Annotated in this window: 13 protein-coding genes; 4 read left to right on the top strand and 9 right to left on the bottom strand. The window is 66.6% G+C overall.

The genetic code is table 11. The annotated features are described in order from the left end of the window. Positions 1-95 precede the first annotated feature (95 nt). Entirely contained in the window at positions 96-818 is a 723-nt protein-coding gene (locus CYJ10_RS01195) for a response regulator transcription factor (protein ID WP_101679756.1), read from the top strand. Positions 819-879: 61 nt separating this feature from the next. Here the strand turns inward: CYJ10_RS01195 and CYJ10_RS01190 are convergent, their stop codons facing one another. Both CYJ10_RS01190 and CYJ10_RS01185 read right to left on the bottom strand, forming a co-directional pair. Continuing rightward, entirely contained in the window at positions 880-1869 is a 990-nt protein-coding gene (locus CYJ10_RS01190) for a Bug family tripartite tricarboxylate transporter substrate binding protein (RefSeq protein WP_101679755.1), read from the bottom strand. Between the two features lie 148 nt (positions 1870-2017). Beyond that, complete coding sequence (locus CYJ10_RS01185) at positions 2018-2296, bottom strand: hypothetical protein (protein ID WP_180862815.1); 279 nt, start codon at positions 2294-2296, stop codon at positions 2018-2020. A gap of 104 nt (positions 2297-2400) precedes the next feature. Between CYJ10_RS01185 and CYJ10_RS01180 the strand changes: the two genes are divergently transcribed. Further along, on the top strand, positions 2401-3702 hold the full coding sequence (locus tag CYJ10_RS01180) for a M20/M25/M40 family metallo-hydrolase (protein ID WP_374703209.1): 1302 nt from the start codon (positions 2401-2403) through the stop codon (positions 3700-3702). A 159-nt stretch (positions 3703-3861) separates the two neighbouring features. Here the strand turns inward: CYJ10_RS01180 and CYJ10_RS01175 are convergent, their stop codons facing one another. Further along, entirely contained in the window at positions 3862-5079 is a 1218-nt protein-coding gene (locus tag CYJ10_RS01175; protein WP_101679752.1) for an MFS transporter, read from the bottom strand. Positions 5080-5355: 276 nt separating this feature from the next. On the opposite strand from CYJ10_RS01175, the gene CYJ10_RS01170 reads away from it, so the two are divergent. After that, positions 5356-6174 carry an AraC family transcriptional regulator gene (locus CYJ10_RS01170; protein ID WP_374703220.1) on the top strand — a complete coding sequence of 273 codons (819 nt, stop codon included), beginning with the start codon at positions 5356-5358 and terminating at the stop codon, positions 6172-6174. A gap of 55 nt (positions 6175-6229) precedes the next feature. On the opposite strand, the gene CYJ10_RS01165 is transcribed toward CYJ10_RS01170, so the two are convergent. After that, positions 6230-7477, bottom strand: coding sequence for a M20 aminoacylase family protein (locus tag CYJ10_RS01165; RefSeq protein ID WP_101679750.1), 1248 nt, complete (start codon positions 7475-7477; stop codon positions 6230-6232). A 224-nt stretch (positions 7478-7701) separates the two neighbouring features. Beyond that, complete coding sequence (locus CYJ10_RS01160) at positions 7702-8550, bottom strand: fumarylacetoacetate hydrolase family protein (RefSeq protein ID WP_101679749.1); 849 nt, start codon at positions 8548-8550, stop codon at positions 7702-7704. A 229-nt stretch (positions 8551-8779) separates the two neighbouring features. Between CYJ10_RS01160 and gstA the strand changes: the two genes are divergently transcribed. Next, positions 8780-9406 carry a glutathione transferase GstA gene (gstA, locus tag CYJ10_RS01155; RefSeq protein ID WP_101679748.1) on the top strand — a complete coding sequence of 209 codons (627 nt, stop codon included), beginning with the start codon at positions 8780-8782 and terminating at the stop codon, positions 9404-9406. Between the two features lie 22 nt (positions 9407-9428). Here gstA and CYJ10_RS01150 read toward each other — a convergent pair whose 3' ends face one another. The 4 genes from CYJ10_RS01150 to CYJ10_RS01135 all read right to left on the bottom strand — a co-directional run bounded on the left by CYJ10_RS01150 (position 9429) and on the right by CYJ10_RS01135 (position 13395). Beyond that, positions 9429-10214, bottom strand: a complete 786-nt coding sequence (locus tag CYJ10_RS01150; RefSeq protein WP_101679747.1) for an MBL fold metallo-hydrolase — start codon at positions 10212-10214, stop codon at positions 9429-9431. A gap of 133 nt (positions 10215-10347) precedes the next feature. Then, a complete protein-coding gene (locus tag CYJ10_RS01145) occupies positions 10348-11001 on the bottom strand; it encodes a glutathione peroxidase (RefSeq protein WP_101679746.1) in 654 nt (217 codons plus the stop codon). 134 nt (positions 11002-11135) lie between these two features. After that, positions 11136-12698: an MDR family MFS transporter gene (locus CYJ10_RS01140; RefSeq protein ID WP_101679745.1), complete on the bottom strand. Its 1563-nt coding sequence runs from the start codon at positions 12696-12698 to the stop codon at positions 11136-11138. A 256-nt stretch (positions 12699-12954) separates the two neighbouring features. Further along, positions 12955-13395 carry a CBS domain-containing protein gene (locus CYJ10_RS01135; RefSeq protein ID WP_101679744.1) on the bottom strand — a complete coding sequence of 147 codons (441 nt, stop codon included), beginning with the start codon at positions 13393-13395 and terminating at the stop codon, positions 12955-12957. Positions 13396-13411: the final 16 nt, after the last annotated feature.

The following is a 13411-nucleotide window of genomic DNA, read 5'->3' as shown; positions in this document are numbered from 1 at the left end:
TTGCGTCCGCCACAAATGTTTACTTCGTCCGCAGCAGGCCGCGACCTACCATGGGCCGCACTGAATGACTGGCGAGGACCTGCAAGGAACCCAACGTGAAGATCGCCGCGCTTGAAGACAATCCGGCCCGCATCATGGTGCTGGAGCGCGCCCTGCAGCGGGGCGGGCACCATCTGGCACGCTTTCGCTGCGGACCGCCACTGGTGGATGCCATCCATGCCGAGCCCTTCGACATGCTGCTGCTGGACCGCGACGTGGCCGACGCCGATGCCGAGGAATTGCTGGACTGGGTCCGACGCACGCTCGGACACGGCCTGCCCGTGATGATGTTTGGCGCCAGCGACGCCGAATCGGACGTGGCGCGCTGCCTGATGGCGGGCGCCGATGCCTACGTGCCGCAGCCCGTGCGCGACGGCGAACTGCTTGCGCGCATCGAGGCGCTGGGCCGGCGCGCCACCACGCAGCCGGTGCGGCCGGCCACGGCGCCGGCCGGGGTGCTGGAGAACGGCCCCGACCAGCTGGTCTGCGGCGAATTCCGCTTCGCGGTGGCCGAACGGCAGGTCTGGGTGAAAGGTGTGCCGGTGACGCTGTCGCCCAAGGAATATGCGCTGGCGCTGCTGCTGTTCCGCAACCTGGGCACGCTGGTCATGCGCCGAACGATGATCGACAAGGTCTGGCGCGGCGCCGACATCGACGAACAGTCGCGCACCATCGACAGCCATCTGTCGCGCATCCGGACCAAGCTCGCGCTATGGCCCTTCAACGGCGTGATGCTGCGCACTGTCTACCGGCTGGGCAGCCGGCTGGACGTGGCTTGAAGTGGCTTGAAGAAAGTACGACGTGGAGGGCGCGCGCCCGGCCCTTAGCGCCTCAGCGCCCTCAGTCCGCCTTGATGCCCGCTTCCTTGACGATGCGGGCGTTTTCCTGCGATTCGGCGTGGATGGCCTTGGCGAACTGCGCCGCCGAGCCGCCGGTCGGCACCTCGCCGCCGCGCAGCAGGCGATCGCGCACCTCGGGCTCGGCCAGCGCCTTGTTCAGCTCGGCGTTGAGCTTGTCGATGATGGCCACCGGCGTCTTGCCCGGCGCGAAGATGCCGAACGTCGACGTCAGGTTGGCCTTCGGATAGCCGAGTTCGTCGAAGGTCGGCACATTGGGCAGGCTGTCGAGCCGCTTGGGCGCGCCCACGGCGATGGCCCGCAGGCGGCCGGCCTGCATATGCTGCGTCAGCATCGGGCTGGCGTTGGTGCTCATCACCTCGAACTGGCCGCCCAGCGCGTCGTTCATCTGCTGGCCCGCACCCTTGTACGGGATCAGCGTGATATCCGCCTTGGACTTCGAGCGGATCTGTTCCAGCATCACGTGGCCCACCGTGCCCAGGCCCGACGTGGCCCAGCGCACCGAACCCGGTTTGGCCTTCGACTGGGCGATCAGGTCCTGGAACGTCTTGCCGGTGAAGCTCGGCGTGGCAATCACCAGCACGGGCGAGTACATGACGCTCATGACCGGCGCCACATCGCGCTGCGGATCGTAGTTGACACGGCCCACATGCGGATTGAGCGTGAGCGGGCTGGTCGACGCGAACCCAAGCGTGTACCCATCGGGCGCGGCCTTGGCCACGGCGTCGATGCCGATGCTGCCACCGGCGCCGGCCTTGTTTTCCACCACCACCGACGTGCCCATCTGCACCGACAGCTTTTCGCCCAAGGCACGCGCCACGGCGTCGCTGATGCCGCCGGTGGGATAGGCCACGATCATGCGGATCGGCCGGCTCGGATAGTTGTCAGCGGCAAGGACGGGGGCAGCGGCGGAGGCCATCAGCGTGACGGCAAGGCAGGCGGCGCGCAGCGGCAGGAGGCGGAAAACGGCCATGGTCGGGCTTCGGAAGCGGGAAATACGTGGGATGGGCGCGTACGCGGCGCGCGGAGAAAACGTCTGGCAACCGGGCGGCGCGTGTCGGCGGCGCCCGGCCAGCCGCTATCTTAGCTGATCGGCTACGCCACCCCTGCCACGCGGGCGGCTATCGCACCAGCGGGTGCTCGGGCACCCACGACACGAACAGTTCGTTGGCGCGGTCGTAGAGCCGCCAGGCCGTGCCGCATTCGCGGCAGGTGAACGACATCATGCTGAAGGGCACGCCCGCCGCGCTCTGGCTGACCAGCGGCGCGGTATTGCGCAGCGCCAGGCAAGGATGCGGCTCGCGGCGGCGCGGATCTTCGGCCAGGGCAAGACAGTGGGCGCAGGCGGGACGGGCAGACATGGCGGGCGATGCGGAGGACTGGGGCACGGCGGACTTCATGACCGAGATGATGCCGCAAAACCGATGCCAGGGTACTGGACCCGTGCGCGTTGCGCGCGCAACATGTGGGCTTCACACCACCAAGAAGAAAGAGGAGTCGTTTCGTGTCCGTCCCCCACCCCGTGTTTCGTCATCGTCTTGTCACCCTGTCGTCGGTTGCCCTGGCCACCGCGCTGTTTGCCGGCACCGCCGCTGCCGCGCCGGTCGAACCCGTCTATCAGCTCGCCCAGCAGGAAAAGCCCGCGCTCATCAACACCATGAAGGACCTGGTGTCGATCGAGTCCGGCAGCAAGGACATCGAAGGCCTGGACCGTATTGCCAACCTGATCCGCGACCGGCTGGCCGCAATGGGCGGCGACGCGAAGCTGGTGGAGCCGACCGAGGTCTACCGCATGGCGGACACGCCCGAGAAGGTGGGCAAGATGGTGCATGCCACGTTCAAGGGCACGGGCAAGCGCAAGATCATGCTGATCGCCCACATGGACACCGTGTACCTGCGCGGCATGCTGGCGCAGCAGCCGTTCCGCGTGGAAGGCGACAAGGCCTACGGACTGGGCATCGCCGACGACAAGAACGGCGTGGCCGTGATCCTGCACACCGTGGCGATCCTGCAGAAGATGAACTTCAAGGACTACGGCACGCTGACCGTGCTGATCAACGGCGACGAGGAAATCAGTTCGCCGGGCGCCCGCGCGATGCTGACGAAGCTCGGTGCCGAGCAGGACGCCGTGTTCTCCTGCGAGGCCACGCGCGTGACCGGCGACCGCCTGTCGCTGGCCACCAGCGGCATCGGCGCGATCGCGCTCAAGGCGGAGGGCAAGTCGTCGCACGCGGGCAGCTCGCCGGAACTCGGCCGGAACGCGCTATACGAGATGTCGCACCAGATCCTGCAGATGCGTGACCTGTCGAATCCCGATACCGGGCTCAAGGTCAACTGGACGCTGTCGCAGGCCGGCACCAACCGCAATGTGATCCCGGCCGTGGCCACTGCCCAGGCCGACGTGCGCGTGCTGCGCACCGCCGACTACGACGGCCTAGAGAAAACGCTACAGGATCGGATCCAGAAAAAGCTGATTTCCGACACCAAGGTCGAAGTCAAGTTCGAGCGTCGCCGCCCGCCGCTGGAGGCTACCCCGGCCGCACGCGCGCTGGCCGCCCATGCCCAGGGCATCTATGCGGAAATCGGTGAGAAGCTGGCGGTCTATGACACGGCCGAAGGCGGCGGCACCGATGCCGCGTTTGCCGCGGCAGCCACCAAGGCTCCGGTGATCGAGCGTTTCGGCCTGCGTGGCTTCGGCGCCCATTCCAATGACGCCGAGTATGTGGACCTGAACTCGGTGGCGCCGCGCCTGTACCTGCTGACGCGCATGATCATGGATGTGTCGCAGGACAAGGCTGGCAAGTAAATCGCCATGAAGGTCTTGCTCCCCTCTCCCGCAAGGCGGGAGAGGGGTTGGGGGAGAGGGCGCGGCCGCTCAGGATGAGACAGGTCGCAATTTGAACCGCTTGCCTTCGCCCCTGCCCTTCACCCGCAAACGGGAGAGGGGCAAAACAGTCACGGGCAATCAAGCGGCCTTCGCACGCCCCCGCAGATCAGGCAGGAACACCGCCAGCAGGCCCAACAGCGGCAGGTAGGCGCAGAACTGGTAGACCGATTCGATGCCATGCGTATCGGCCAGGTTGCCCAGCACGGCGGCGCCGATGCCGCCCATGCCGAACGCAAAGCCGAAGAACAGGCCCGACACCATGCCGACCTTGCCCGGAATCAGCTCCTGGGCGAACACCAGGATGGCCGAGAACGCCGACGCCAGGATGAAGCCGATGATCACCGTCAGCACGGCCGTCCAGAACAGGCTGGCATGCGGCAGCATCAGCGTGAACGGCGCCACGCCCAGGATCGACGCCCAGATCACGCGCTTGCGGCCGATGCGGTCACCGATCGGCCCGCCCAGGATCGTACCCGCAGCCACCGCGAACAGGAACAGGAACAGGTAGACCTGCGATGTCTGCCGCGACAGCCCGAACTTCTCCATCAGGTAGAACGTGTAGTACGTGTTCAGGCTGGCCATGTAGAAGTATTTCGAGAAGATCAGCAGCAGCAGCACCGTCATGGCGCGCACGACAGTCGACGTCGGCAGCTTGCTGACCGCACCGGCCGCGGCCTTCTTCTTGGCCGCGCGCTCGGCCAGATGCCGGCCATACCACCCGCCGATCTGCCACAGCACCGCAATGGCCAGCAGCGCGGCCAGCGAGAACCACGCCACGCTGCCCTGCGTATGGACGATCCACGCGGCCAGCAGCGGGCCCATGGCGCTGCCGCCATTGCCGCCCACCTGGAAGATCGATTGCGCTAGGCCATGCTGGCCGCCCGACGCCAGCCGCGCCACGCGCGACGACTCCGGATGGAAGATCGACGAGCCGGTACCGACCAGGGCCGCCGCCACCAGCAGCACGCCATAGCTGGGCGCCACCGACAGCAGCAGCAGGCCGCCCAGCGTGAAGCCCATGCCGATGGCCAGCGAATGGGGCTTCGGATGCTTGTCCGTGTACAGGCCCACGATGGGCTGCAGCAGCGACGCGGTGATCTGGTACGTCAGCGTCAGCAGGCCAATCTGCGTGAAGCTCAGGTTGAAGCCGCCCTTGAGCATCGGATAGATGGCCAGGATCAGCGACTGGATCATGTCGTTGAGGAAGTGCGCGAAGCTGATCGCGTACAGCACGCGGAAGCGCGTGCCCTCCTGACGAGGCGCCGCAGCGGCGGCGGAATTGACGGTTGTGCTCATGGTCGGGGGCGCATTGGCCGGTTCTCTTCTCTGGAATCTTCCCGGTGCCCGTTTCGACGGGATTGGGGAAGTGTGACGATGCTAATTGGCAAATACGCGCCTGTCCTGCGAGAATGAGGCCGCAACCTTGGAGAAAAGGACATGCCGGGTTCCCAGCGACCGCCGCGGCGCCGCAAGCCGTCCGAATCAGCCGGAACCCCTCGGGCATCCGGATCACCCGCCCGCCCCACCGCACCCATCGCCTGGGTCGACCGCGACACCCCGGGCAGCAAACCCCTGCCCCCGGATGCCCCGCGCGACCCCGCCATGGATGCCCGCGCCGACACCTATGCCGAGCGCCCCGCCTATATCCAGTACGACCGCAGTCCGATGCCGGTCACGGCCATGGCCGCCGACTATGTGCCAGGCCATGTCACCAAGCCCCATCAGCATCCGCATGCCCAGCTCATTCACGCCATGCACGGCGTGATGGTGGTCTCGACGGCCGAAGGGCAATGGACCGTACCGCCCACACGTGGCATGTGGATGCCCGGGGGCACCACGCACTGGATTCGCATGGTCGGCCGGGTGCAGATGCGCACGGCCTATATCCGCCCCGATGCCGCGCCCGACCTGCCCACGCAATGTACCGTTCTGGGCATTTCGCCGTTGCTGCGCGAACTGATCCTGGCGGCCATCGACGTGCCGCCGCGCTATGACATGGATTCGCGCGATGGCCGCCTGATGCGGCTGCTGCTGGATGAGGTGAAGCTGGTGCCCACGCTGCCGCTGCATCTGCCCCGCCCCACCGATCCGGATCTGCGCACGATCTGCGACCAGATCGTGCGCGAGCCCGATACCGACCTGACCCTGGCGGACTGGGGCACGCGCCTGGGCGTGGACCCAAAGACGATCCAGCGGCGCTTTGCACGCGAAACGGGGATGACGTTTGGTCAGTGGCGCCAGCAGGCGCGGCTGCTGGCCGCGCTGGAGCGCCTGGCGGCCGGCGACAAGGTGGTGGATGTGGCGCTGGACATGGGCTACGACAGCCCGAGCGCGTTCGCGACGATGTTCCGGCGGCAGTTTGGCGTGCCGCCGAGCGCCTTCTTCAAGTGACCCGCCCTGCCCTGGCGGCCATTCAATTGATCCCGGCCCCCTTGCCGGTCGATCGTTATTCCGCCAGATAGCGCTCCACCAGGCGCGTCCAGTAGGCCGCCCCGACGGTCAGGTTGTCGTCGTTGAAGTCGTAGCCGGCGTTGTGCAGCAGCGGCTGGTTGGCGCCATTGCCCATCCGCACGAAGCAGCCCGGGCGCTGCTGCAGGAAGTACGCAAAGTCCTCGCTGCCCGCGATGCGATGGAAATTGCCGATCGCACGCTCCGGGCCCACCAGTTCCTCGGCCACCTGCCGGGCGAACTCGGTCTCCGCCTCGCTGTTCACCAGCACCGGATAGCCGCGCACATAGTCGATCTCGGCAGCGGCGCCATAGCCTTCGGCATGCGCCGTGACCAGCTGGCGGATACGCGCTTCCATCGACGCGCGCACCTCGGCGCTGAACGACCGCACGCTGACTTCCATGCGCGCGCTGTCCGGAATCACGTTTGGCGCGTGGCCGGCGTGCAGCGTGCCGATGGTGACCACGGCGGTCTCGTTCGGATCGACGTTACGCGCCACGATCGATTGCAGCGCCATCACCAGGCTGCCGGCCACCAGGATCGGGTCGATCGACTGGTGCGGGCGTGCCGCGTGGCCGCCCTTGCCGCGGATGGTGATCGTCACCGTGTCGCACGCGGCCATGAACGGCCCCGCGCGGAACATGAACGTGCCGGCTTCCACGCCAGGGTGGTTATGCAGGCCGAAGATGGCGTCGCACGGAAACCGCTCGAACAGGCCATCGGCCAGCATGCGCTCGGCGCCGCCGCCGGCGCCGACTTCCTCGGCGGGCTGGAAGATCAGGTGGATCGTGCCGTTGAAGTGGCGCGTGCGCGCCAGCTGGCGCGCGGCACCCAGCAGCACGGCGGTGTGACCGTCGTGGCCGCAGGCGTGCATCCTGCCTTCGTTCACGCTGGCGTATGGCAGGTTCGTGCGCTCGTGGATCGGCAGCGCGTCCATGTCGGCGCGAATGCCGACGCTGCGCTTGCCGCTGCCCGAGCGCAGCGTGGCCACCACACCGGTGCCGCCCACGCCGCGCGTCACGGCATAGCCCCACCCTTCGAGCTTGCTGGCAACAAGCTCGGCGGTTCGCACTTCGTTGAAGGCGAGTTCGGGATGCTGGTGGATGCTGCGGCGGATGTCCTGCAGTTCGTCACGCGAGTCGAGCGTGTCATGCAGGGTGCAGAAGGTGCGGGTGGGACCGTTCTTGGCGAGGCTGACCGAGACGGTCTTCAATATCGACTCGATTTCGGGGGCGTGTTCAGACATGGCATTGCTCTTGTTTGGCAGACATCATGTAGGAACAGTATTTCACGCCCCCCGCAGAGGTAAAACCCTGAATGTCGATTTCGTGCGAAAGCGCCCCAAATGGCCCCAAAACTGTTGCCCTTAACGGACGCTTTGTTTTAAAACGCGACGCTTTGCAAGACGATGTTTCAGCGGGGAACCTCGTGGAGCCACGAGTCCGCCCCGCTTTTTTCACATCGCAGAATCTAGCGTTCGCCGTACGCCACTACCTTCTGGCTCTGTTCGCCCAGGCCCTCGATGCTCAGGCGCATCACATCGCCGGCCTTCAGGTAGCGTGGCGGCTTGAAACCCATGCCCACGCCGGGCGGCGTGCCGGTGGCGATCAGGTCGCCGGGTTCCAGCGTCATGAAGCGGCTGACGTAGCTGACCACGGTGGCCACGTCGAAGACCATCGTCGCGGTGCTGCCCTTCTGCATGCGCTCGCCGTTGACGTCCAGCCACATGCCCAGCTTCTGGGCATCGGGCACCTCGTCGCGGGTGACCAGCCACGGTCCCACGGGGCAGAACGTGTCGCAGCCCTTGCCCTTGTCCCACGTGCCGCCGCGTTCGAGCTGGAATTCGCGCTCGGACACATCGTTCACCACGCAGTAGCCCGCCACGTACTCCAGCGCCTGGGCCTTCGACACATTGCGTGCCGTGGTGCCGATGACCACGCCCAGTTCTACCTCCCAATCCGACTTCTGCGACGCGAACGGCAGCATCACGGCGTCGTTCGGGCCGTTCAGCGAGGTATTCGCCTTCAGGAACACGATGGGCTCGGCCGGCAGCGGCATGCCTGCCTCGGCGGCGTGGTCGGCGTAGTTCAGGCCGATGGCGATGATCTTGCCGATGCCGGTCCAGGGCACGCCATGGCGCTGCCCCTCCACCACCGGCAGCGTGGCCGGGTCGATGGCGGCCAGCCGGGCCAGTGCCGCCGGCGCCAGCTCGCCGGGGCCGATATTGCCGACGACGCCGGACAGGTCGCGCACGCGGCCGTCACGGTCAACCAGGCCCGGACGCTCAGATCCGGGGTTTCCTACGCGAACTAGCTTCATCTTGTCTCCTCGGGGGTCAGGTCAGCTTCGCGAGCATATCGCAAGCCAGCAGCGGGCGGGCGGCCGCGGCGCGCCCTACCCCCTGCGGCCCCCGCCGGCTCCGCCATGCAGGGCATGCATCTTTGCATACCCGCTGTGCGTCGCCACGCATTGTGCGGGCCCGGGCCGCTGCCTAGACTGCCCTCACCGCACGCCGCACCCCGCGCCGTGCCCTTCCCCAAGGAATCCCATGAAGCTCTACTACTCGCCCGCCGCCTGCTCGATGGCCGTTCATATCGCGCTGCGCGAGGCCGGCCTGCCCGTCACGCTGGCCCGCGTCGACCTGGTCCATCACACGCTCGCCGAGCCCGAGAACGGCACCAACGACTACTACGCCATCCACCCGCGCGGCTACGTGCCGCTGCTTCAGCTCGATGACGGCTCGCGCCACAGCGAGGCGTCCGCTCTTCTCCAGTTCATCGCCGACCAGGTGCCCGGCCGCAACCTGCTGCCGGCGCCCGGCACACCGGCGCGCCTCGAAGCCGTAGGCTGGCTGACGCTGATCTCCACCGAACTGCACAAGGTCTTCAGCCCGTGGCTGTGGCACAAGGAAACCGACGCCAGCACCGTGGCCGCCTGCAAGCAAAAGCTGCACAAGCGCTTTGCCGAACTGGACCACCACCTGGCGGCGCGCGATTACCTGCTGGGCAGCCAGTTCAGCGTGGCCGACGCGTACTGCTTCACGATCGTCGGCTGGGCCCGGTTGCTGCACCTGTCGCTGGGCGCCTACCCGAAGCTGCAGGAATACCAGTCGCGCGTGGCCGCACGCCCGGCCGTACAGGCGGCGATGCGGGCCGAAGGCCTGGTGCGCGACTGAGGCATCGCGGCCCCCGGGGCCGCTAGCGCATGATCTGGGTGGGTACGCGATAGTGGTTGGCGTCGAGCAGGTCCAGCCCGCACTGGAGCTGCTCGATCCAGTGGATGAACCGCGCCACCATCTCGCGCCCCCGGAACGATGGCCCGTGCTGCGGCACGATCCACTGGATATCCAGCGTGCGCGCCATGGCGGCCCACAGCCGGCAGGCCCGGTTGCCGCTCATGTAGCGGCGGTGGAACCCCAGCATCCGCACTGCGTGGGCGTCAAAGTCGGTCACCTCGCCGCTGGCTTCGTCCGACGACGTCATCGACGCCCCCAGGTCGCCCGAGAACAGGATCTTGCTGACCGGATCGTAGAACTGGAGATTTCCCTCGGAATGCAGGAAATGGGCCGGCACGGCCAAGATCGACGACTTGCCCAGCGGCACGACCATGCCCGTATCGGGAATCGGCACGATGCGCCCGGCGGTCTTGCCGGTCTGGCAGAAATGCGGCAGGAAGCGGGCCCAGACCTCTGAGATCAGCACGCGGCTATCGGACGCCGTCAGCCAGCGCCCCACCGACGCCACGATGTCCGGATCGGCATGCGACGCCAGCACGTAATCGAGCTGCTTGGGTGGGAAATAGCGGCTGATCGTCATGTACAGCTCGCTGTAGGTCATCTGTCCGCCCGGGTCGATCAGGGCCGCGTGCCCGTGATCGACCACCAGAAACTGGTTGCTCTGTACTGCTTCGCCGTGCGTATCGTCGACCAGATCCGTAAAGGCCAGACAGACGTGCCCATTGGATTCGTAAAGCACCTTGCTCATGACTCCCTCTTCCGCGTGTGGTTATTTTTAAGCGGCGAAAGTACTCAGTTGCGCGGTGTTTTCAATTGATATGAGTCAAGAATCCTCAAAAGCACGGGAAAACCGGCCGGGCGAAGGCCGGCCGGAGAGGGGTTCAGCGCGTGGAAAGCAGCTCTTCGATCTTTGCCACGAACTGCTTGTCGTCAGGCTTGACCATGCTGTTGTAGCTGCTCACGACCTGGCCCTTGCGGTCGATCAGGTACTTGTAGAAATTCCACTTCGGCGCGGTGCCGGTTTCCTTGGTCAGCATCAGGTACATCGGGTTGGCTTCGGCGCCGCGCACGTGAGACTTGCCCAGCATCGGAAACTTGACGCCGTAGGTGTTGTAGCAGAAGTCGGAAATTTCCTTCGCCGAGCCGGGCTCCTGCGAGAAGTCGTTCGAGGGGAAGCCCAGCACCACCAGACCGCGCTCGCGGTACTTGGCGTAGAGCGCCTCCAGGCCTTCGTACTGCGGCGTGAAGCCGCAATAGCTGGCGGTGTTGACCACCACCACGACCTTGCCGGCGTATTGGCAAAGGTTCTGGGGCGATTCGTCCTGCAGGCGCGGGAATCGGAAATTCAGCGAAGCCGGGCAATTGCCCGCCGGTTGCGACGATGCCGTGGCAGGCTTGTCCGCGGCGCGGGCAGGGTGCGGCAGCATCGCGGCCGCGGCGGCCAGGCCCAGCGCGCAGAGCAGGGCGGTGCGCTGCAGGTGTTGCCGCATGCGATCCATGTGGACGGCAGTTGCCAGGGTGCGTTCGCGAGACATGGGTACAGGCTCCGGTTTCCGTTAGTGCAGCAAAGTTGGTGCGGCAAAGTTGGTGCGGCAAAGTCTACGCCCTCGTGCGCTTCACGTCATGACGCGGGGCGGCAGCGCCGCCGGCCACCGGCCCCGGCATGTCTTCAATCCATATGAATCTTGGCCGCGTGTTCGGTCACGCTGCTGCGCAGTTCCAGGTCCGGCATGCGCCGCACGATGACCAGCGCGATGACGGCCGCCACCGCGCCCGCCGCAAAGATCAGGTGGAAACCGGACTCCACGCCGCCCGCCAGCACCTGGCGCACGGCCGGCGACAGATGGGCCATCGCCTCGCTGCCATGGCGCAGCGAGCCCAGGTCCAGTGCCTGGGTTACCCCCGAGCGCGCCAGCGCGTCGCGGAATTCCATCGCCAGCAGCGTGCCGGCCAGTGCGCCGCCCAGCGCGCTACCCAGCGAGCGGATCACCAGCAGCGCGCCGGTGCCGGCGCCCATGTCACGGCGCTCCAGCGCGTTCTGCACCGAGATCAGCGTGCCGACCATCGACATGCCCAGGCCGATGCCGGCAATCGTCATCGCCACCAGTACCAACGCCGTAGGCACGGCGGCCGTGACGGTGGCTAGCGACACCAGTCCCACGGCGGCGGCCACGTAGCCGCCGGTCAGGATCTCGCGCATGCGGCCCAGGCGCGGCGCCAGCCACGCCACCACGAAGTTGCCGGCCACCGTGGACAGCAGGAACGGCACCACCAGCAGGCCGGACGTCGAGGCATCGGCATCGCGCACCAGCTGGAAGTGCAGCGGCAGCGCGAAAATGCACAGGAAGATATTCAGCGCGGCCAGCGACGAGGCGCCCACGCCCATCACATAGGCGCGGTTGCGGAACAGGCGCGGCGGCAGCATCGGATCGGCGGCGCGGCGCTCCTGCCAGGCCAGCAGCGCCACGGCAGCCAGCGTCAGCAGCAGCAGGCCGCCCATTTCCAGCGAGATCCAGTCGAATGCCTCGCCCGCCCAGCTCATGGCCAGCAGGAAGGCGACGATGGCCACCGCCAGCAGACTGGCGCCCAGCCAGTCCACCTGCGGCCGGCCGCCCCGCGGGCGCAGGTGCGCCAGGCCGCGGTAGCACATGGCCATTGCCAGCAGGCCCAGCGGCACGTTGATCCAGAACAGCCAGCGCCACGACATGTGATCGGACACCCAGCCGCCCACCAGCGGCCCCGCGATCGACGAGACCGCCCAGACCGTCGCCAGGTAGCCCTGGTAGCGGCCGCGCTGGCGCGGCGCCACCACATCGGCGATGGCCGCCTGGGCCAGCGACATCAGCCCGCCGCCCCCCACGCCCTGCAGCGCCCGGAACAGGATGAGCTGCGTCAGCGACTGCGCCAGCGCGCACGCCACCGACGCGGCGATAAATAGCGAAATCGCCAGCATCAGCAGGCGTCGGCGGCCAAAACTGTCAGACAGCTTGCCGTACAGGGGCGTGGTGACCGTCGATACGATCAGGTAGGCGGTGACGATCCACGACAGATGGCCAAAACCGTTCAGATCGTTGGCGATCGCCGGCACGGCCGGAATCACCACGGTCTGGTCGAGGGCGGCCAGCAGGATACAAAGCACGATGCCGCCAATCACGCGCATGATCGCGGCGTGGTCGTGGATAACGGGAGCGGCGTCCAGCGTGGCGGACTGCGAAGGCGAGGGCGATGACATGCGATTGGGTGCGGATGGGGTACGAGCAGCGCAAGGCGTGCCGTGGAGACCACAAAAAAAGCCGGCCGCATGACATCGATGCGGCCTTATTCAATAACCGCATAATTATATGCATGCTTAGTATTTGGCGCTGGGACGGTTTGCCCCGGGGAAAGGCCCCACGGGGACAAAAACCACAGGCCGAGCGACGCCCCGGACACGTCCGCTCACGTGTCCGGGGGAAGGATGGCGGGATTTGGGGCCGGAAGCGCGCCGCCTAGCGCGAGCCGCCCGTGATGTAGTGCTCCAGCTGTTCGATCGTGAAGCGTTGCTCGCTGATGATGTCGTTGACCAGGTCGCCGATGGACAACATGCCGAGCAACTCGTCGCCGGCCATCACTGGCAGGTGACGCAGGCGATGCCTGGTCATCAGCGCCATGCAGTCGTCTGTGCTTTGTTCGGCACGCACATAGATCACGGCCGTGGTCATGATTTCCTTGACCAGCGTCTCGCGCGACGTGCGTTGCATCAGGATCACCTTGCGCGCGTAATCCCGTTCGCTGAGGATACCCACGATCTTGTCGTGCTCCATCACCAGCAATGCGCCAATGCCCTTGTCGGCCATCAGCTGCAGTGCCGCGTACACCGTTGCCGTGGGTGGAATGCTGAAGATGGCGTGACTTGCCTTGTGTTCCAGAACCTGCCGTGCGGTCTTCATGTCACCGACTCCTTGT

Source organism: Cupriavidus pauculus, assembly GCF_002858765.1.
GTDB classification, from domain to species: Bacteria; Pseudomonadota; Gammaproteobacteria; order Burkholderiales; family Burkholderiaceae; genus Cupriavidus; species Cupriavidus pauculus_B.
This window is presented reverse-complemented; position numbering and strand designations above follow the sequence as displayed.

Coding starts and splice junctions, on each gene's coding strand:
- CYJ10_RS01185 (WP_180862815.1), bottom strand. CDS start 2,296: ATGAAGTCCGCCGTGCCCCAGTCCTCCGCATCGCCCGCCATGTCTGCC.
- CYJ10_RS01175 (WP_101679752.1), bottom strand. CDS start 5,079: ATGAGCACAACCGTCAATTCCGCCGCCGCTGCGGCGCCTCGTCAGGAG.
- CYJ10_RS01160 (WP_101679749.1), bottom strand. CDS start 8,550: ATGAAGCTAGTTCGCGTAGGAAACCCCGGATCTGAGCGTCCGGGCCTG.
- gstA (WP_101679748.1), top strand. CDS start 8,780: ATGAAGCTCTACTACTCGCCCGCCGCCTGCTCGATGGCCGTTCATATC.
- CYJ10_RS01165 (WP_101679750.1), bottom strand. CDS start 7,477: ATGTCTGAACACGCCCCCGAAATCGAGTCGATATTGAAGACCGTCTCG.
- CYJ10_RS01145 (WP_101679746.1), bottom strand. CDS start 11,001: ATGTCTCGCGAACGCACCCTGGCAACTGCCGTCCACATGGATCGCATG.
- CYJ10_RS01135 (WP_101679744.1), bottom strand. CDS start 13,395: ATGAAGACCGCACGGCAGGTTCTGGAACACAAGGCAAGTCACGCCATC.
- CYJ10_RS01150 (WP_101679747.1), bottom strand. CDS start 10,214: ATGAGCAAGGTGCTTTACGAATCCAATGGGCACGTCTGTCTGGCCTTT.
- CYJ10_RS01140 (WP_101679745.1), bottom strand. CDS start 12,698: ATGTCATCGCCCTCGCCTTCGCAGTCCGCCACGCTGGACGCCGCTCCC.
- CYJ10_RS01190 (WP_101679755.1), bottom strand. CDS start 1,869: ATGGCCGTTTTCCGCCTCCTGCCGCTGCGCGCCGCCTGCCTTGCCGTC.